An 18,670-nucleotide genomic window follows, 5' to 3' on the forward strand; every position below is an offset into this window, starting at 1 on the left:
ATTACCGCGAACTAGCTTTCGGCAATTACAGAACCGAAATCGGGTAGTCGACGATCAGGCGGAACTCTTTGATATCGCCTTCACCTTCCTCGGCGTTAGCAGTGTGCCATGCTTGACGAATACGGAAGGACAGATCTTTTGCCGGTCCAGTTTGTACGACGTACTTGGCTTCCAGGTTGGTTTCGTGGTGCCGGCCATCTTCGAGATACAGACCACCGTACGGGCTGCCTGGTGGAGTGTTGGTACCGTCGATGTTCCAGCCTTTCACGTAACGGGTCATGAAGCTCAGACCTGGAACGCCATACTCTGCCATTTTCAGGTCGTAACGGATCTGGGCAGACTTCTCGCCTGGGGCGTTGAAGTCGGAGTACTGGATGGAGTTGGCGAGGAAAATCGAGTCGCCGCCGCGGTTGGTGGAACCGTTGTGACCACCTACACCGATATAGTCGAACGGCGTGTCGCCGTTAACTTTCTGGAACGCCAATGTAATGGTGTGTGCTTTCAGGAACGAGAAAGCGGCTGCCAGGGAGTAGGCGGTGTTGCTGATTTCGCCTGCTTTAGCGTTACCGGTATCGGTGGTGCGGTAGATGTTACCGTCCAGGTTAACCGACTCATCGCCACCCATTGGGATGGTGTAGTTCAGGTTGGCGTAGTACTGGTTCCAGATGTCTTCCAGCTTGGCGCCGTACAGCGATGCGCTCAGGTTGTCGGTGATGCCGTACTTGCCACCGAAATAGTCGATGGAGTTGGCTTCCACGCCAGCGTAGGTTGCCCACAGGCCACCGTCACGAGCGTTTTTGTCCTGGCTGGTCGACGAGTAGAAATGACCGGCTTCGAGGTCAAGGTCTTTGACTTCGCTGCTCTGCAGTTGGAAACCGCTGGCAGTTTGCGGAAGGACACGGGAACCGCCAACAGCGAACACTGGGGCAGTGCTTGGCTGCATGTCACCGACTTTCAGCTCGGTTTTGGAGACGCGGAATTTAACGGCTGCGCCGGATTTACCCTGGCTGTTGTTGACGTCGTGGGAACCGTCGGCCTTAGCGACGTCGCTACGGCTCATGTTACCCGTACCGGAAGTACCATCGCCGCCATCCAGTTTGATCGCCAGGTAACCGAACGCATCAACGCCGACGCCTACGAGACCTTGGGTGTAACCGGAGTTGTAGTTAGCCCAAAAGCCCTGGGTCCAGTCTTTCTGGTCGCTGTTGTTGTTTTTGCGGTCACGGTTGAAGTAGTAGTTGCGAAGATTCAAGTTCAACTTGGAGTCTTCAACAAAACCCTTGGCTTCAGCCTGGTCACTTACAAAAGGTGCGGCCGTAGCCAACTGAGTACCGGCTGCTGCTGCAACTGCCAGTGCGATCATGCTCCACTTCATCACGCGCATCGTGATTTGCTCCTTTGGTTTTAGAAGAGTACTGCCGTCCCACCTGATTTATTATCTGGGCGGCTCTTTCTTTTTGTGTCGGCGCAAACTTATATCACGCCGACCATGTTGGCGATACTTGCGTATCTAACCTTTCAGCTTCTTTACGACCCTGTCGCAAACGGCTTGGTAGATGTCGCAAATTTACAGCCCCGACGCAAGCGGACTGACAACTTTTAGCGTTGTTTCCAGGGCCTGAGCATCGGTAAAAAGAGTCCCTGGTGAAACGCTTGAATCTCCATCGGGCAACCCTGCCACTGTTTTTATTTGCCTTAAGGCTTCCACTTCCAGCGGACGCTTTAGAGGCGATGTGGGTGTGAATGCAACAAGCGTGCACAAATCAGAATCCTGCTGGTTTTTTTTCTGAAAGCCTGCCTGTCGCTGTAAAAACCTCATAAAACCGGGGTGTTCAAGCACGTTTTGTTCGGGCTTGACGCCATGGTTTGCATCGTGTTGTACCCTTGTGGCCGACTCCGTGACAACCCAAAACGTTACCGGTTCACCCCACCAGTGAGTAAATGGCGGATGCCTGACCGACTCAGCGTAGACGCACTGTGCGGTTTTGGTGCAAAAAATTTTTATCGCTGTACTGAATTCATACAGTGCGGCCGTCTGCCAAATTCGAACGCGTCGTTGTTTATCAGTCAGTTCGGCGTTTTTTGTGTGGCTGCCGGTTCTGTAATGGTGCGGCCTGAGCGAAAATGACTCATGTCGGGGCGCGTGACCGGTCGTTTGTAGTTTCTCGGGTTGGCTTTGACCATGGTTGATCGTGAAGCCAGCGGCGTTCGCAGGTATGCTGCCGTCCTGTCGCTTGGTGCGCCGTCTCTCGGGATGGACGCTAAGCTGAAATTGATGACCAGGCGGGAGTGCGCGCAGTGTTCGCTTTAGATCCACGACTTCAACAAGACACGTTACCGATTGGGGATTTCCCACTGTGCCGGTTGCTGCTGTCCAATGATTCGAACTACCCCTGGTTCATTCTGGTGCCACGTCGCGACGATATCAGTGAGATATTTCAGTTGGATGTCGCAGATCAACAGCAGCTGTGGCGGGAAACAACCGCACTGGCGGAGATGCTCAAGGATTCGTTCGACGCGGACAAATTGAATGTCGCGGCCCTGGGCAACGTCGTCAGTCAGTTGCACATGCATGTGATTGTGCGCAAGCGTGAGGACGCCGCCTGGCCAGCGCCGGTCTGGGGTAAACACCCAGCCAAGCCTTATGGTCCAGAGCAGATCGCGTTGATTCGCGAGCGGTTGCGCCTGGTATTGACCGATGATTTTACGTTTCTGGAGGGTTGAATCATGAGCCTGGAAGCACGCGTTACCGATCTGGAGAGCCAGCTGGCGTTTCAGGATGACACCATCCAGGCATTGAGTGATGTGCTGGCGACGCAGCAGCGTGCGGTTGAACGCCTGCAACTGCAAATGGCCGCCTTGCTCAAACGGCAAGAGGAAATGGCCGGTCAGTTCGAGACGTTTGAAGAAGAAGCGCCACCGCCGCATTACTGAGTGCGACCAACTGACGGGCAATAAAAAACCGCGAACAGCCAGGCTGTTCGCGGTTTTTTTTTAGCCTTGAATCAGCGACGCGGCAGTGCGGCGATCACATCTTCGGCTTGCAGGCCCTTGTCACGGTTCATGACAGAGAACTCCACACGCTGGCCTTCGACCAGGACGCGGTGACCTTCGCCACGAATGGCCCGGAAATGCACGAAAATATCATCGCCGGAATCACGGGAAATAAAGCCGAAGCCTTTGGATGTGTTGAACCACTTTACGGTACCGGTATCGCGGTTGCTCATGTCATAGCTTGGCGAGGCGGCGGCCGGTGAAGATTTGTAGAAGCTGATGGCCAGGTGCAGAAGAACGGCAATCAGGGCAGCGACCAGGCTGAACAGAACAGCAGGTTGACCGGCAATGACAGGCATCGGCGCGATCAGCGTCAGGGTTTGCAGGACGACGGCCAGAACCAGCAGGGCGCTGACCAGGTTTTGCAGTTGATGACGCGGGCCTTTGTTCCAGTAAGGGATAACAGGAGCGAGGGTGAGGTTGAGCAGGCCGAAAAAGGCCAGGTACAACGCATCAGGTTGTTGCAGGTAAGGTACGGCTTCGGATCGCAGGCTAGGGATGAAGGACAGCAGCAAGGCTGCTGCGCCCATTAGCAGGTGGACAATTTTCAACATTTTGAGTAACTCACGTTAAGACGGATCACAAGGAAGAGCTGAGTGAGCACGGTTCGCTTCAGAACAATAGGAGGCGTTGGACACGTACCCGGCATCAGCCTATGCGCAGCCCCCGGAAAATAGGCGGTAGCGACACACTGCCTATTTAACAGCAAAGCCTGCAGCTACTCAAATCAGGCAGTCCAGCGGTGCTCTGAGGGTCGATTAGTCGCAGATAACCTTCGTTGGCGTTATTCGCGTTCGACCTCTTGTCTCTTTAAACCCATTTCGCGCTAGTCAAATGGCGTCTGACTATGTAGGAAAACATCCGGCCTAGGACGGTCTCCATGATCGCTCTTCAATTGTTGGCTTCTCCTACGTTGATGGTCATAAAGTCATCTGGATATACCTTTGCGCCTGCGCTTCTATAGGGCAACAGATATTGCTCTTAAAGAAGGCAAGGACGGCTAAGGAGTCTCAACGAAATGGATGACGAAGACAGGAGAAACGAGGGGAGGGTCGGTCCGGTCAAGGAGATAAGGATCGATCCATTCGTCAGCGAATTTGATATGGGCCTGGCCCAGCCTTTATCCCGATCAGTGCGCTTGAATGGTTTCGCCACCTGCTTGCGACTTGAACAGGTGTACTGGGATATTTTGAATGATATGGCCAAGATCAACTGCTGTACCGTCAGTGCGCTGTTGTCCCATGTGGACCGCGAGGTGCATTTGCGTCACGGCGGGGTCAAGAACTTCACCGGGCTGGTGCGGGTTGTGTGCGTCGTGCACAGCCTGAAGGAAGGCGGCTGCGTCGCCATGCCTTAACCACAGGGGTGGAACGGGTAGAGTGTCGGTCTGTGCAGTCTTACGGCTGCACAGGCTGCATTTAATGGATATAATCCCGCTCTTTGCCGCAAAACCCAGCGTGTGCGGTAGCAATCTGATCGCCGAGACAACCCCCATGCCGATGTACGACTATCAATGTGCTTCCTGTGGTCATCAGTTGGAAGCCATTCAAAAGATCAGCGCAGCACCGCTGGTCGACTGCCCTGCCTGCCAGGCGCCAGAGCTTAAGAAGATGCTGTCCATGCCGGGCTTCCGCCTTAGCGGCACCGGCTGGTACGAAACCGATTTCAAGACCGGTTCCAAGAAGAATCTGGCCGGCGGCGACAAAGCTGACTAGGGTCTTGAGCCTGAGTTGAACGACACGTGCGAGCTCTTGCATCATCTGGCGCCTTTCTTAAGGGCGGGGCTGTTGCAGGATCTCCAACCGAATTTCGAATTACGAGAAGCGAAACTACGACCATGATGCGCAGCCATTATTGCGGCCAACTGAACGAAAGCCTGGAAGGCCAGGAAATTACCCTTTGCGGATGGGTTCACCGTCGCCGTGACCACGGTGGGGTGATTTTCCTCGATATCCGTGATCGTGACGGTCTGGCCCAGGTGGTGTTCGACCCGGACCGCGCTGAAACTTTCGCCGCCGCCGATCGCGTGCGCAGCGAGTATGTGGTCAAAGTCACCGGCAAGGTACGCCTGCGTCCGGCCGGTGCCGGCAACGCCAACATGGCGTCGGGCATGATCGAAGTGCTGGGCTACGAGCTGGAAGTATTGAACGAAGCGGAAACCCCGCCGTTCCCGCTCAACGAGTTCTCCGACGTCGGCGAAGAAACCCGCTTGCGTTATCGCTTCATCGACCTGCGTCGTCCGGAAATGCTCGAGAAGCTGCGTCTGCGTTCGCGCATGACTACCAGCATCCGTCGTTACCTGGACGAGAACGGCTTCCTCGACGTCGAGACGCCGATCCTGACTCGCGCTACCCCGGAAGGTGCTCGCGATTACCTGGTGCCGAGCCGTACTCACGCCGGTTCCTTCTTCGCCTTGCCGCAATCGCCGCAGCTGTTCAAGCAACTGCTGATGGTGGCCGGCTTCGATCGCTACTACCAGATCGCCAAATGCTTCCGCGACGAAGACCTGCGTGCCGACCGTCAGCCTGAATTCACTCAGATCGACATCGAAACCAGCTTCCTCGATGAAAAAGACATCATTGGCATCACCGAAGGCATGATCCGCAACCTGTTCAAGGAAGTGCTGGATGTGGAATTCGGCGAATTCCCGCACATGACCTGGGAAGAGGCCATGCGTCGTTACGGTTCCGACAAGCCGGACCTGCGTAACCCGCTGGAACTGGTCGACGTTGCCGATCAGCTGAAAGAAGTCGACTTCAAAGTCTTCAGCGGCCCGGCCAACGACCCGAAATGCCGCGTTGCCGCCTTGCGCGTTCCTGGCGCGGCGAGCATGCCGCGCAAGCAGATCGACGACTACACCAAGTTCGTCGGCATCTACGGTGCCAAGGGCCTGGCGTACATCAAGGTCAACGAGCGCGCCAAAGGCGTCGAAGGCCTGCAATCGCCGATCGTCAAGAACATCCCTGAAGCCAACCTCAATGTGATCCTCGATCGCGTGGGTGCGGTCGATGGCGACATCGTGTTCTTCGGTGCCGACAAAGCCAAGATCGTCAGCGAAGCCCTGGGCGCGCTGCGGATCAAGGTCGGTAACGATCTGAACCTGCTGACTTGCCAGTGGGCGCCGATGTGGGTGGTCGACTTCCCGATGTTCGAAGAGAACGACGACGGCAGCTTCGCGGCCTTGCACCACCCGTTCACCGCGCCGAAGTGCACCCCGGAAGAACTGGAAGCCAACCCGGCGACCGCTCTGTCCCGTGCCTACGACATGGTACTGAACGGCACGGAGCTGGGTGGCGGTTCGATCCGTATCCACCGCAAGGAAATGCAACAGTCGGTGTTCCGTCTGCTGGGTATCAGTGAAGCGGAACAGGAAGAGAAATTCGGCTTCCTGCTCGACGCCCTGAAATACGGCGCGCCGCCGCACGGTGGCCTGGCCTTCGGTCTGGACCGTCTGGTGATGCTGATGACCGGCGCCCAGTCGATCCGTGAAGTGATCGCCTTCCCGAAAACCCAGAGCGCCGCTTGCGTCATGACTCAGGCCCCGGGTGTGGTAGATGCCAAGGCACTGCGCGAACTGCACATTCGTCTGCGCGAAACGCCTAAGGCTGAGTAAGGCTGACCAGAAGGGCGCATCTTCGGATGCGCCCCTTCTTTATAGAATGGTCGAGATTTTTATTTGCTGGCTGGCGCATCATGGCGCGGCGGGCAATGTTTCAAAGAGAATTCGGAGCGAGATATGGCGGGTCATTCCAAGTGGGCGAACATCAAGCACCGCAAAGAACGTCAGGATGCCAAGAAGGGCAAGATTTTCACCAAGTGGATTCGTGAGCTGACCGTTGCGGCCCGTCAGGGCGGTGGCGATCCGGGTTCCAACCCGCGTTTGCGTCTGGCGCTGGACAAGGCCCTCGGCGCGAACATGAGCCGGGACATTATCGACCGTGCGGTCGCCCGCGGCGCCGGTGCTGCCGACACCGACGACATGGTCGAGCTGACCTACGAAGGCTACGGCCCGGGCGGCGTGGCGGTGATGGTCGAGTGCATGACCGACAACCGCAACCGCACCGCCGCCGCTGTTCGCCATGCGTTCAGCAAATGCGGCGGCAACCTCGGTACGGACGGTTCGGTGGCCTATCTGTTCGAGCGCAAGGGGCAGATTTCCTTCGCTCCGGGCGTTGATGAAGATGCACTGATGGAAGCGGCGATGGAGGCCGATGCCGATGACGTGGTGACCCACGAAGACGGCTCCATCGACGTGTTCACCTCGTTCGCCGGTTTCTACTCCGTGCGTAACGCGCTGGAAGCGGCCGGTTTCAAAGGTGATGACGCGGAAATCGTGATGTTGCCGACCACCAGTGCCGAACTCGACCTGGAAGGCGCCGAGAAGGTGCTCAAGCTGATCGACATGCTTGAAGACCTGGATGACGTGCAGAACGTCTACTCCAACGCGGACATCCCTGAATCGGTAGCCGCGCAGCTGGGTTAAGGGCGACTAAGATCCAATGTGGGAGCTGGCTTGCCTGCGATGACGGTGTGTCAGGCTGCATCATTGTTTGATGTGCCTACGCCTTCGCAGGCAAGCCAGCTCCCACAATTGTTATTCGCTGTATTGAATATCGTGCTCTTACCTAACCCGCAGGCGTTATGACTTTAATTCTTGGTATCGACCCCGGTTCGCGCATCACCGGTTATGGCGTAGTGCGTGATACCGGGCGGGGATGCGTCTACGTGGCGTCGGGCTGCATTCGCACAGGTTCCGGCGAGCTGCATGAACGCCTGCAAATCGTCTATCGCGGCGTGCGCGAAGTCATCCAGACCTACGGCCCGGTGACCATGGGGATCGAAAAGGTCTTCATGGCGCGCAACGCCGACTCTGCGCTGAAACTTGGCCAGGCCCGCGGCGCAGCCATTGTTGCCGGGGCGGAAGAAAGCCTGGAAATCGCTGAGTACACGGCGACCCAGGTCAAACAGGCGGTGACCGGGACCGGCGCGGCGAATAAAGAGCAGGTGCAAATGATGGTCATGCACATGCTGAAACTGACCAGCAAACCGCAAATCGATGCCTCGGACGCCCTGGCCATTGCCATTTGCCATGCTCATACCCGCTCCAGCCTGTTGCCCCATGGTCTGGGCACGGCACGCAGTCGTGGCGGGCGCCTGCGTCTCTGATAGCATCAGCAATCATTTTTTACGGAATGAGGGTTTTGCGCCTGTGTCGTCGGCGCAAAACCCTTGTTCTGTCAGTCGCCAGCACTGATCTGGCCAACGCTCAAGGATCTGAAACGTGATTGGACGCTTGCGCGGCACACTGGCTGAGAAACAGCCGCCGCACCTGATTCTGGATGTAAACGGTCTGGGGTATGAGCTGGAAGTGCCCATGACCACGCTTTATCGCTTGCCGTCGGTCGGTGAACCGCTGACCTTGCACACCCATTTGGTCGTACGCGAAGACGCGCAGTTACTCTATGGCTTCTTCGGCAAGCGTGAGCGAGACTTTTTTCGCGAGTTGATCCGTCTCAATGGTGTAGGGCCGAAATTGGCCCTGGCCCTGATGTCGAGCCTGGAAGTCGATGAGCTGGTCCGCTGCGTACAATCCCAGGACACCTCGGCGTTGACCAAGGTGCCGGGCGTGGGCAAGAAGACTGCCGAGCGTTTGCTGGTGGAACTCAAGGATCGCTTCAAGGCCTGGGAAACCGTGCCGGCGATGTTTGCCTTGGTGCCAAACCAGCCAGGTGGGCCAGATACGACGCCGGTTGCCACCGCCGAAAATGACGCGGTCAGCGCGCTGATCTCCCTGGGCTACAAACCGCAGGAAGCCAGCAAGGCGATTTCTGCGATCAAGGAGAAAGGCTTGAGCAGTGAAGACATGATTCGTCGTGCCCTGAAGGGAATGATCTAAGTGATTGAAGCTGATCGTCTGATTGCCGCCACGCCTGGCCCTCGTGACCGCGAGGAAGTCCAGGACCGGGCGATTCGCCCTGTCAGCCTGGCCGAGTACATTGGCCAGCCGACCGTTCGCGAGCAAATGGAGTTGTTCATCCAGGCGGCTCGTGGGCGCAATGAATCCCTGGACCACACGCTGATTTTCGGCCCGCCGGGTCTGGGTAAAACCACCTTGGCCAACATCATCGCCCAGGAAATGGGCGTGTCGATCAAGAGCACCTCGGGCCCCGTGCTTGAACGCCCGGGTGATCTGGCGGCGCTGCTGACCAATCTTGAGCCACACGACGTGCTGTTCATCGACGAAATCCATCGGCTCTCACCGATTGTCGAAGAAGTGCTGTACCCGGCCATGGAAGATTTCCAGCTCGACATCATGATCGGCGAAGGGCCGGCCGCGCGCTCGATCAAGCTTGATCTGCCGCCGTTCACCCTGGTCGGTGCGACGACGCGGGCGGGGATGCTGACCAATCCGCTGCGCGACCGTTTCGGCATCGTCCAGCGCCTGGAGTTCTACAACACCGCCGACCTGGCAACGATTGTCAGTCGTTCGGCGAATATCCTCGGCTTGCCGCTGGACCCGGAAGGCGCCTTTGAAATCGCCCGCCGTGCCCGTGGTACGCCGCGGATCGCCAACCGCTTGCTGCGCCGGGTTCGGGATTTCGCCGAAGTTCGCGCCAAGGGTCACATCACCAAACCGATCGCCGACCTGGCCTTGAACCTGCTGGATGTCGACGAGCGTGGCTTCGATCACCAGGATCGACGGCTGCTGCTAACGATGATCGAGAAGTTCGACGGTGGGCCGGTCGGGGTCGATAGCCTCGCCGCCGCCATCAGTGAGGAGCGCCACACCATTGAAGACGTGCTGGAGCCGTATCTGATCCAGCAGGGCTACATCATGCGTACGCCGCGGGGGCGGGTGGTGACCCGGCATGCGTACCTGCACTTCGGTTTAAACATCCCGTCACGATTGGGCGAGATGCCCGTGGTAGACGAGTTCCTCGATGCCGTGGACGATTAATAACCTTTGCGCGCTGATATATTCGGGGTTTGTGTGGTCCCAGGACCGTACTTTCGCCAGAAAGCCGTGAATCAATGAAAAACAGTTGCCTGGCCGGATTGGCAACCTGAGGAGTAAGCACTAGAGTATGCGCGCGCAAAACGGGCTTGAGCCTTTCGCACTTCGTTGTCGCGTTTATTACGAGGACACCGATGCGGGCGGCATCGTGTATTACGTTAATTACCTCAAGTTTATGGAACGGGCTCGAACCGAGCGGCTCCGGGAGCTGGGCTTTGCCCAATCCCAGCTTGCAGGTGAGGACCTGTTGTTCGTCGTGCATTCCAGCGAAGCGCGTTACCACGCGCCGGCGCGACTGGACGACGAGCTGCTGGTAAGCGCTGAAGTAATCGAATTGAACCGTGTCAGCCTGCGCTTCAAACAGCAGGTCAGGCGGGCTACGGATAATGCGCTGCTCTGCGAAGGGCAGTTTTTGGTGGCCTGTGTGCGCACTAACAGTTTGAAACCCCGGGCCATTCCCGAAGCTCTACGCGCGGCCTTTGCCGACGTGAGCGGCGCGGGTACACACTCAAAGCAGGAGATAAAGCGTGGAAGCTAACGTCGTCGACCATTCCTCCATGTGGAGCCTGGTCAGCAATGCCAGTATCGTGGTGCAACTGGTAATGCTGATCCTGGTAGCCGCATCGGTGACCTCATGGATCATGATCTTTCAGCGCAGCAATCTGCTGCGCGCCGGTCGACGTGCCCTGGAGAGCTTTGAAGAGCGCTTCTGGTCGGGTATCGACCTGTCCAAACTCTACCGTCAGGCCGGCAGCAACCCTGATCCGGATTCGGGCGTAGAGCAGATCTTCCGTGCCGGTTTCAAGGAATTCTCCCGTCTGCGCCAGCAGCCAGGTGTTGACCCGGAAGCGGTCATGGAAGGCGTGGCCCGTGCCATGCGCGTCGCCATTTCCCGCGAAGAAGAAAAGCTCGAGCAGAGCCTGCCGTTCCTCGCGACCGTAGGTTCCGTCAGCCCGTACATCGGTCTGTTCGGTACCGTCTGGGGGATCATGAACTCCTTCCGTGGCCTGGCCACTGCCCAGCAAGCGACCCTGGCCACCGTGGCTCCGGGTATCGCCGAAGCACTGATTGCTACCGCGATCGGCTTGTTCGCCGCCATCCCGGCCGTTATCGCTTACAACCGTTTTGCTGCTCGCAGCGAAACCCTGCTGGGCCGTTACTACACCTTCGCCGATGAATTCCAGGCGATCCTGCACCGCAAAGTGCACACCAGCGAAGAATAAGCAGGTAATTTCCAATGGCTTTAATCGCTCGAGCTCGCAAAAAGCGCAAGCCGGTTGCCGAGATGAACGTGGTGCCCTACATCGACGTGATGTTGGTGCTGCTGGTCATCTTCATGGTGACCGCTCCGATGCTCAATCAGGGCGTGAAAGTTGATCTGCCCAAGGTTTCCAGCGAAGCCTTGCCGCAGGACAACAACACCCAGGTCCTGACCATTTCGATCAAGGCTGACAAGACCTACTACTGGAACCTTGGCAGCGAAGTCGACACTGAAAAGCAACAGGACAAGGCCATGACCTTGCCGCAGATGACTGACGCCGTGACCAAAATCATTCGCGCCGGCACTGAAGGTGGCAAGCGTACCCAGGTGTTCATCCGCGGCGACAAGACCGTCGACTACGGTTCCGTCATGGGCGCCATGGGCGGGTTGCAGAAAGCCGGGGTCGGTAATGTTGGCTTGATTACCGAGGCACCCTGATGCAGCAAATGCGAGAGCCGTCCGCCTCGGAAAGCTATTTCTGGCCTAGTGTCTGGGCGCTTGTCTTGCACGTGCTGGTTTTCGGCATGCTGTTCGTCAGTTTCGCCTTCACGCCCGAACTGCCGCCGGCCAAGCCGATTGTCCAGGCGACCCTGTACCAACTGAAATCGAAAAGTCAGGCGACTACCCAGACCAATCAGAAGATTGCGGGTGAAGCGAAGAAATCCGCCGCGCGCCAGACCGAAGTCGAACAGATGGAACAGAAAAAGATCGAGCAGGAAGCGATCAAGGCCGCGGAACAAAAGAAGGAAGACGCGGCTCAAAAAGCCGAAGAATCCAAGAAGGCCGACGAGACAAAGAAAGCGGAAGAGGCCAAAAAGGCTGATGAAGCCAAGAAAGCCGATGAAGCGAAGAAGACCGCCGAAGCTAAAAAGGCCGAAGAGAAACAATTGGCTGATATAGCCAAGAAGAAGTCTGAAGAAGAAGCCAAGAAAGCAGCTGAAGAAGAGGCCAAGAAAGCGGCCGCTGAAGAAGCGAAGAAAAAGATCGTCGAAGACGCGAAGAAGAAAGCCGCCGAAGACGCCAAGAAGAAATCTGAAGCTGAAGAGGCGAAGAAGAAAGTCGCCGAAGACGCGAAGAAGAAAGCTGCTGCCGATGCTGCGAAGAAAAAATCGCAGGAAGCGGCACGTAAATCCGCCGAAGACAAAAAGGCTCAGGCCCTGGCAGATTTGCTTTCCGATACGCCGCAGCGTCAGCAGGCCTTGGCGGATGAGCAGGGTGACGAAGTCGCCGGTAGTTTCGATGATCTGATTCGTGCTCGTGCAGCGGAAGGCTGGGCTCGTCCACCTTCGGCCCGCAAAGGCATGACGGTCGTGTTGCAAATCGGCATGTTGCCCGATGGTACGGTGACTTCGGTCGGCGTGGCCAAGTCCAGTGGCGATGGTCCGTTTGACGCTTCCGCTGTAGCGGCGGTCAAGAACATTGGACGTTTGACAGAAATGCAGGGAATGAAGCCGAGCGATTTCGCTCCGTATCGTTCATTCAAGATGACATTCACACCTGAGGATCTAGCCTTGTGAGAAACCTTCTTCGAGGAATGCTCGTCGTTATCTGCTGCCTGGCAGGGATAGCGGCAGCTGATGAAAAAAACATTCTGGTCACCAGCGGCAGTGATCGGGCCACCCCGATCGCAGTCGTTCCGTTTGGCAACCAGGGCGGCAGCGTTCTGCCGGACGACATGGCCGAAATCATCGGTAACGACCTGCGCAACTCGGGTTACTACTCGCCGATTCCAAAACAGAACATGATCAGCCAGCCAAGCCAGGCCAGCGAAATCATCTTCCGTGACTTCAAGGCGCTGGGCGCCCAGTACGTCATGGTCGGCAGCATTGCTCCTGCGGGCGGTCGCCTGCAAGTCCAATACGCACTGTTCAACGTCGCCACCGAGCAGCAAGTGCTGACCGGCAGCGTGTCGGGCAGCGTCGATCAACTGCGCGACATGTCGCACTACATCGCGGACCAGTCGTTCGAAAAACTCACCGGTATCAAAGGTGCGTTCTCGACTCGTCTGTTGTACGTGACAGCCGAGCGTTTCTCCGAGAAGAACACTCGCTACACGCTGCAACGTTCAGACTATGACGGTGCCCGTGCCGTGACCCTGCTGCAATCGCGCGAGCCGATCCTGTCGCCACGTTTCGCACCGGACGGCAAGCGCATCGCTTATGTGTCGTTCGAGCAAAAGCGTCCGCGTATTTTCATGCAGAACATCGACACCGGTCGCCGTGAGCAGATCACCAACTTCGAAGGCCTGAATGGCGCGCCAGCATGGTCGCCTGATGGCAATCGCCTGGCATTCGTACTGTCGAAAGATGGCAACCCGGACATCTACGTGATGAACCTGGGTTCGCGTCAGATCACGCGTGTCACAAACGGTCCTGGCATCAACACCGAACCGTTCTGGGGTAAGGATGGTTCGACCATCTACTTCACCTCGGACCGTGGCGGCAAGCCGCAGATCTACAAAACCAGCGCAGGCGGTGGTGGTGCGGAGCGTGTGACCTTTATCGGTAACTACAACGCCAACCCTAAGCTTTCGGCTGATGAAAAGACCCTGGTGATGATCCATCGTCAGGAAGGTTTCACTAATTTCAAGGTGGCAGCCCAGGATTTGCAGCGCGGAAGCGTAAAAATCCTCACTGATAGCACTCTGGACGAGTCGCCTACTGTTGCGCCCAACGGCACCATGGTAATCTACGCCACCCGCCAGCAGGGCCGGGGAGTCTTGATGCTCGTGTCCATTAATGGACGCGTAAGGCTCCCGCTTCCTACCGCACAAGGCGAAGTCAGAGAACCTTCCTGGTCCCCTTACCTGAACTGACGCGGCGCTACACGTTGTACTTAACACATTGGGGTTCATTAGGAGTTTCACGATGGAAATGCTGAAGTTTGGTAAATTTGCTGCGCTGGCTCTGGCCATGGCTGTAGCTGTAGGTTGCTCGTCCAAAGGCGGCGACAATGCCGGTGAAGGCGCTGTAGATCCAAACGCTGGTTACGGCGCAAACACTGGTGCAGTTGACGGCTCCCTGAGCGAAGAAGCTGCTCTGCGCGCAATCACCACTTTCTACTTCGAATACGACAGTTCGGACCTGAAGCCAGAAGCCATGCGCGCTCTGGACGTTCACGCCAAGGACCTGAAAGCAAACGGCGCTCGCGTTGTTCTGGAAGGCAACACCGACGAACGTGGTACTCGTGAGTACAACATGGCACTGGGCGAGCGTCGTGCGAAAGCCGTTCAGCGTTACCTGGTACTGCAAGGTGTTTCCCCAGCTCAGCTGGAACTGGTTTCCTACGGCGAAGAGCGTCCAGTTGCTACCGGCAACGACGAGCAGTCCTGGGCTCAAAACCGTCGCGTCGAACTGCGTAAGTAATTCGTCATGCGAACGTGCCGTCGTGCTGTAACTGTTTTGGCTCTCAGCCTCGCACCGCTTGCGGTGTGGGCTGCGGTTCCTGTGGTCGATAATGACTCCGGCTATACCAATAGCGGGACTAATAATCCGCCTGCAGGTTACGGTACGAGCGGCGCCTATGCCGGGGGAGGGGTTTCGGCCCCTGTCTCGGCACAGGGCGAGCTGTTCAACCAACTGCAATCGATGCAGGAGCAGATCTCGCGCCAACAAGGCATCATCGAAGTTCTGCAAAATGATGTAGCGCGCATGAAGCAAGAGAACCTGGAGCGATATCAGGATCTTGATCGGCGCATAGGAACCGGCGTTGCACCAGCCGCGACTCCTGATAATTCTTCCACCGGTGGCAGTTTGAATGCCCCCGGTGCAGCAGCGGGCGCAGCCGCAGGAGCGGCAGCCGCTCAGGCACCTGCCGCGGGTAGCGAGCCGGCTGATCCGGCGAAGGAAAAACTGTATTACGATGCAGCCTTCGACCTGATCAAAGCCAAGGATTTCGACAAGGCCAGCCAGGCTTTTGCCGCATTCCTGCGCAAGTACCCGAACAGTCAGTACGCGGGCAATGCTCAATACTGGTTGGGCGAAGTGAACCTGGCCAAAGGCGATCTGCAAGGTGCAGGTCAGGCTTTTGCCAAGGTTTCACAGCTGTACCCCAAGCATCCCAAAGTGCCTGATTCGCTGTACAAGCTCGCTGATGTAGAGCGCCGCCTCGGTCATCCCGACAAGGTCAAAGGCATTCTGCAGCAGGTTGTGTCCCAATATCCGGGCACTTCCGCCGCTCAGCTGGCCCAGCGTGATCTGCAAAAAATGTAAGGGCGGCTTGACCCGTTTTGAAGAAACCCGCGCTTGTCGCGGGTTTTTTCGTTAGAATTCACGCCCTTTTTATGAAACACGCTTTTTGGGATCTGCGCGGTGGCGGGGTTCCTTGAAGTGCCTGACGGAGGCGGACAGCCTGTTTAGCTGTTATGCCCGTGGCGACTATGCAAGACACATTGAGAATCACCGAAGTTTTCTACTCGTTGCAGGGTGAAACGCGGACTGCCGGGCTGCCCACTGTTTTTGTGCGCCTGACCGGTTGCCCATTGCGTTGCCAATACTGCGACAGCGCTTATGCATTCACTGGCGGCACCCTCCGCACGCTCGACGACATCCTCGAGCAAGTGGCCGGTTTTCGTCCGCGTTACGTCTGTGTCACCGGCGGCGAGCCGCTGGCACAACCCAATGCCATCCCATTGCTCAAGCAGTTGTGTGACGCCGGTTACGAGGTCTCGCTGGAAACCAGCGGTGCCTTGGATATCTCGGCGGTCGATCCACGGGTCAGTCGCGTCGTCGACCTGAAAACCCCGGGTTCGAAAGAAGCCCACCGCAACCGCTACGAGAACATCGAACTGCTCACGCGCAACGATCAGGTGAAGTTTGTCATCTGCTCGCGGGAAGACTATGACTGGGCCGTGTCCAAGCTGATCCAGTACGGTCTGGATCAGCGTGCCGGCGAAGTCCTGTTCTCGCCAAGTCACCATGACCTTAATGCTCGGGACCTGGCTGACTGGGTGGTGGCGGACAACCTGCCAGTGCGTCTGCAATTGCAGTTGCATAAATATCTTTGGAATGACGAGCCGGGGCGCTGAAATGACTGAACAACTGAACACCACTGAAAAACGCGCGGTCATCTTGCTGTCCGGCGGCCTCGACTCCGCGACCGTTGTGGCCATGGCTCGCGCTGAAGGCTATAGCTGCTACACCATGAGCTTCGACTACGGTCAGCGCTCCCATGCCGAACTGCACGCCGCCGAACGTGTCGCTCGCGACCTGGGTGTGATTGAACACAAGGTGATCGGCCTGAACCTGAACGGTATCGGCGGTTCAGCATTGACCGACACCAGTATCGATGTGCCGGAAGAAGCGGGCGAAGGTATTCCGGTGACTTACGTGCCAGCACGCAACACCGTTTTCTTGTCCCTGGCGTTGGGCTGGGCTGAAGTGCTCGGCGCTCGCGACATCTTTATCGGTGTGAACGCAGTGGATTACTCCGGTTACCCGGACTGCCGTCCCGAGTTCATCGAGTCTTTCGAGCGCATGGCCAATCTGGCGACCAAGGCCGGTGTAGAGGGGAATGGTTTCCGTATCCAGGCACCGCTGCAGAACCTGAGCAAGGCGCAGATCGTCCAGGCGGGGGTGAAGCTCGGCGTTGATTACGGCCTGACTGTTTCCTGCTATCAGGCGGACGATAACGGCCGTGCATGCGGCAAATGCGACAGCTGCCGTCTGCGTGCAGAAGGCTTTGCGGCAGCCGGAATCAGTGACCCAACACCTTATTTTTGATTTATTTCAAATTAGGTGTTGAATAGTCCTTAAAAATCAGTATTATACGCGCCACCACACAGCGGGTCGTTAGCTCAGTTGGTAGAGCAGTTGGCTTTTAACCAATTGGTCGTAGGTTCGAATCCCACACGACCCACCATTTTTGTAGCAGTTTTAAAAGTCTGGAAGGCCCACGCAAGTGAGGATTTCCGGATTTTTTTTTGCCCGCGATTTAAGGTCGCCCAGGTTCTGGGCTGCACCGCGTGACGCAGGTCAGAATCATCTTTTGCATCCACGGGATATTCTGTAGCCTTGCGCAGCTTCAACGTTGTCCGTGCCTGATGATACTCACTCTCCCGGCGGTACCCTGAAGGGTCCGGAGCCGGGTGTATACTCGACTTTCGCGCGAAAGCGCCTGCAGGTCTTGCGAACATGACGCAGATTTCCGAACGCCTTCTGGTTCAAGCCCACCTCGACGCCAAGCAGCCCAAGCCGCTGACTGCCGAGGAGGAGGCCTATTACCGTGCCGCCATCGCTGCCGAGCTCAAGGCTCAGGACGCGGTGCTGGTTGCTCACTTCTATTGCGATCCGGTCATTCAGGCCCTGGCCGAAGAAACCGGAGGTTGTGTCTCCGACTCGCTGGAGATGGCCCGCTTCGGCAATGCTCATCCGGCCAAGACCGTGGTGGTCGCCGGTGTGAAGTTCATGGGCGAGACCGCCAAAATCCTCAACCCTGAAAAACGCATCCTGATGCCGACCCTCGAGGCGACCTGCTCGCTGGACCTGGGTTGTCCGGTGGACGAGTTCTCGGCGTTCTGCGATCAGCACCCGGAGCGTACCGTGGTGGTGTATGCCAATACGTCGGCGGCGGTCAAAGCCCGGGCGGATTGGGTGGTGACTTCAAGCTGCGCGCTGGAGATCGTCGAAAGCCTGATGGATAACGGCGAAACCATCATCTGGGGCCCGGATAAGCATTTGGGCACCTACATCCAGCGCCAGACCGGCGCGGACATGCTGCTGTGGGACGGTGCCTGCATCGTTCACGAAGAGTTCAAGTCCAAGCAGCTCGAAGACATGAAGGCGCTGTACCCGGACGCAGCGATTCTGGTGCACCCGGAGTCGCCGACGTCGGTGATCGAGTTGGCGGATGCCGTCGGCTCCACCAGTCAATTGATTGCGGCAGCGCAGAGCCTGCCAAACAAGACTTTTATCGTCGCCACAGATCGCGGCATCTTCTACAAGATGCAGCAGCTGTGCCCCGACAAGGTCTTCATCGAAGCGCCAACGGCTGGTAACGGCGCAGCATGCCGTAGTTGCGCACATTGCCCGTGGATGGCGATGAATACCCTTGAGCGCACGCTCAAGAGCTTGAAGGAAGGGACTAACGAGATCTTTGTCGATCCTGCGTTGATTCCACAAGCGATCCGGCCGCTCAAGCGCATGCTCGACTTCACCCAGGCCGCGCGGATGAAATTGGCCGGCAACGCCTGAGATCTTTCAGTTAAGTCACAAAACCTGTGGGAGATTCTATGGTTGAGGGAAAGCCCTCAACTGGCTTTTGGCTGATATTCGCTTTGCCCTTTCAGCAAGGCGAATACCACCCGAGCAAGCTTGCGAGCCAGCATCACCAGCGCCTGAGTG

22 protein-coding genes, 1 tRNA gene and 1 pseudogene are annotated in these 18,670 nt (G+C 57.3%); 20 read left to right on the plus strand and 4 right to left on the minus strand.

The window, feature by feature from the left end:
- Window positions 1-25: 25 nt before the first annotated feature.
- Together KW848_RS28945 and KW848_RS28950 are read right to left on the minus strand one after the other, a co-directional pair.
- Window positions 26-1,384 (minus strand): OprD family porin, encoded by a 1,359-nt coding sequence (locus tag KW848_RS28945; protein WP_218538854.1) that lies wholly within the window; start codon window positions 1,382-1,384, stop codon window positions 26-28.
- Window positions 1,385-1,567: 183 nt separating this feature from the next.
- Window positions 1,568-2,317: a hypothetical protein gene (locus tag KW848_RS28950; protein WP_218538857.1), complete on the minus strand. Its 750-nt coding sequence runs from the start codon at window positions 2,315-2,317 to the stop codon at window positions 1,568-1,570.
- On the opposite strand from KW848_RS28950, the gene KW848_RS28955 reads away from it, so the two are divergent.
- Window positions 2,299-2,724 carry an HIT domain-containing protein gene (locus KW848_RS28955; protein WP_111451442.1) on the plus strand — a complete coding sequence of 142 codons (426 nt, stop codon included), beginning with the start codon at window positions 2,299-2,301 and terminating at the stop codon, window positions 2,722-2,724. The genes KW848_RS28950 and KW848_RS28955 overlap by 19 nt on opposite strands.
- 3 nt (window positions 2,725-2,727) lie before the next feature.
- Entirely contained in the window at window positions 2,728-2,934 is a 207-nt protein-coding gene (locus KW848_RS28960) for a SlyX family protein (RefSeq protein WP_008147392.1), read from the plus strand.
- A 71-nt stretch (window positions 2,935-3,005) separates the two neighbouring features.
- On the opposite strand, the gene KW848_RS32160 is transcribed toward KW848_RS28960, so the two are convergent.
- The gene (locus KW848_RS32160) at window positions 3,006-3,608 is read right to left on the minus strand and encodes a cold-shock protein (protein WP_111451443.1); all 603 of its coding nucleotides are present in this window, start codon (window positions 3,606-3,608) and stop codon (window positions 3,006-3,008) included.
- A gap of 464 nt (window positions 3,609-4,072) precedes the next feature.
- Here KW848_RS32160 and KW848_RS28970 point away from each other — a divergent pair, with 464 nt between their 5' ends.
- From KW848_RS28970 to nadA, 18 genes are all read left to right on the plus strand, one after another.
- On the plus strand, window positions 4,073-4,411 hold the full coding sequence (locus KW848_RS28970; RefSeq protein ID WP_192410362.1) for a ribbon-helix-helix domain-containing protein: 339 nt from the start codon (window positions 4,073-4,075) through the stop codon (window positions 4,409-4,411).
- Window positions 4,412-4,547: 136 nt separating this feature from the next.
- Window positions 4,548-4,769 (plus strand): FmdB family zinc ribbon protein, encoded by a 222-nt coding sequence (locus KW848_RS28975; protein ID WP_010457489.1) that lies wholly within the window; start codon window positions 4,548-4,550, stop codon window positions 4,767-4,769.
- A gap of 122 nt (window positions 4,770-4,891) precedes the next feature.
- Window positions 4,892-6,667 (plus strand): aspartate--tRNA ligase, encoded by a 1,776-nt coding sequence (gene aspS, locus KW848_RS28980; RefSeq protein ID WP_008147383.1) that lies wholly within the window; start codon window positions 4,892-4,894, stop codon window positions 6,665-6,667.
- A gap of 123 nt (window positions 6,668-6,790) precedes the next feature.
- Complete coding sequence (locus KW848_RS28985; RefSeq protein WP_008072427.1) at window positions 6,791-7,537, plus strand: YebC/PmpR family DNA-binding transcriptional regulator; 747 nt, start codon at window positions 6,791-6,793, stop codon at window positions 7,535-7,537.
- 158 nt (window positions 7,538-7,695) lie between these two features.
- Window positions 7,696-8,220, plus strand: a complete 525-nt coding sequence (gene ruvC / locus KW848_RS28990) for a crossover junction endodeoxyribonuclease RuvC (RefSeq protein ID WP_008147379.1) — start codon at window positions 7,696-7,698, stop codon at window positions 8,218-8,220.
- Window positions 8,221-8,335: 115 nt separating this feature from the next.
- Window positions 8,336-8,950 carry a Holliday junction branch migration protein RuvA gene (gene ruvA / locus KW848_RS28995; protein WP_046049661.1) on the plus strand — a complete coding sequence of 205 codons (615 nt, stop codon included), beginning with the start codon at window positions 8,336-8,338 and terminating at the stop codon, window positions 8,948-8,950.
- A complete protein-coding gene (ruvB, locus tag KW848_RS29000; RefSeq protein WP_008147374.1) occupies window positions 8,951-10,012 on the plus strand; it encodes a Holliday junction branch migration DNA helicase RuvB in 1,062 nt (353 codons plus the stop codon).
- A 127-nt stretch (window positions 10,013-10,139) separates the two neighbouring features.
- Window positions 10,140-10,607 (plus strand): tol-pal system-associated acyl-CoA thioesterase, encoded by a 468-nt coding sequence (ybgC, locus tag KW848_RS29005; protein WP_008147372.1) that lies wholly within the window; start codon window positions 10,140-10,142, stop codon window positions 10,605-10,607.
- Window positions 10,597-11,292, plus strand: a complete 696-nt coding sequence (gene tolQ / locus KW848_RS29010; protein ID WP_008147369.1) for a protein TolQ — start codon at window positions 10,597-10,599, stop codon at window positions 11,290-11,292. The genes ybgC and tolQ overlap by 11 nt, the downstream gene beginning before the upstream one ends.
- Before the next feature lie 23 nt (window positions 11,293-11,315).
- Window positions 11,316-11,768 carry a protein TolR gene (gene tolR / locus KW848_RS29015; RefSeq protein ID WP_161807482.1) on the plus strand — a complete coding sequence of 151 codons (453 nt, stop codon included), beginning with the start codon at window positions 11,316-11,318 and terminating at the stop codon, window positions 11,766-11,768.
- On the plus strand, window positions 11,768-12,847 hold the full coding sequence (gene tolA, locus KW848_RS29020; RefSeq protein ID WP_111451445.1) for a cell envelope integrity protein TolA: 1,080 nt from the start codon (window positions 11,768-11,770) through the stop codon (window positions 12,845-12,847). The genes tolR and tolA overlap by 1 nt, the downstream gene beginning before the upstream one ends.
- Complete coding sequence (gene tolB, locus KW848_RS29025) at window positions 12,844-14,145, plus strand: Tol-Pal system beta propeller repeat protein TolB (protein WP_074879460.1); 1,302 nt, start codon at window positions 12,844-12,846, stop codon at window positions 14,143-14,145. Before tolA ends, tolB begins: the two co-directional genes overlap by 4 nt.
- A 52-nt stretch (window positions 14,146-14,197) precedes the next feature.
- A complete protein-coding gene (pal, locus tag KW848_RS29030; protein ID WP_003178634.1) occupies window positions 14,198-14,695 on the plus strand; it encodes a peptidoglycan-associated lipoprotein Pal in 498 nt (165 codons plus the stop codon).
- Between the two features lie 6 nt (window positions 14,696-14,701).
- Window positions 14,702-15,541 carry a tol-pal system protein YbgF gene (gene ybgF / locus KW848_RS29035; protein ID WP_218538855.1) on the plus strand — a complete coding sequence of 280 codons (840 nt, stop codon included), beginning with the start codon at window positions 14,702-14,704 and terminating at the stop codon, window positions 15,539-15,541.
- Window positions 15,542-15,708: 167 nt separating this feature from the next.
- Window positions 15,709-16,356 (plus strand): 7-carboxy-7-deazaguanine synthase QueE, encoded by a 648-nt coding sequence (queE, locus tag KW848_RS29040; protein ID WP_074880837.1) that lies wholly within the window; start codon window positions 15,709-15,711, stop codon window positions 16,354-16,356.
- A 1-nt stretch (window position 16,357) separates the two neighbouring features.
- Window positions 16,358-17,050 carry a 7-cyano-7-deazaguanine synthase QueC gene (gene queC / locus KW848_RS29045; protein ID WP_111451446.1) on the plus strand — a complete coding sequence of 231 codons (693 nt, stop codon included), beginning with the start codon at window positions 16,358-16,360 and terminating at the stop codon, window positions 17,048-17,050.
- A 63-nt stretch (window positions 17,051-17,113) separates the two neighbouring features.
- Window positions 17,114-17,189, plus strand: a tRNA-Lys gene (locus KW848_RS29050).
- Window positions 17,190-17,461: 272 nt separating this feature from the next.
- On the plus strand, window positions 17,462-18,520 hold the full coding sequence (nadA, locus tag KW848_RS29055; RefSeq protein WP_008146918.1) for a quinolinate synthase NadA: 1,059 nt from the start codon (window positions 17,462-17,464) through the stop codon (window positions 18,518-18,520).
- Between the two features lie 56 nt (window positions 18,521-18,576).
- Here the strand turns inward: nadA and KW848_RS32005 are convergent.
- Window positions 18,577-18,670: pseudogene (locus KW848_RS32005) on the minus strand (IS110 family transposase); the annotation flags it as partial.

It is taken from the genome of Pseudomonas sp. PDM25 (assembly GCF_019219045.1).
GTDB lineage: Bacteria > Pseudomonadota > Gammaproteobacteria > Pseudomonadales > Pseudomonadaceae > Aquipseudomonas.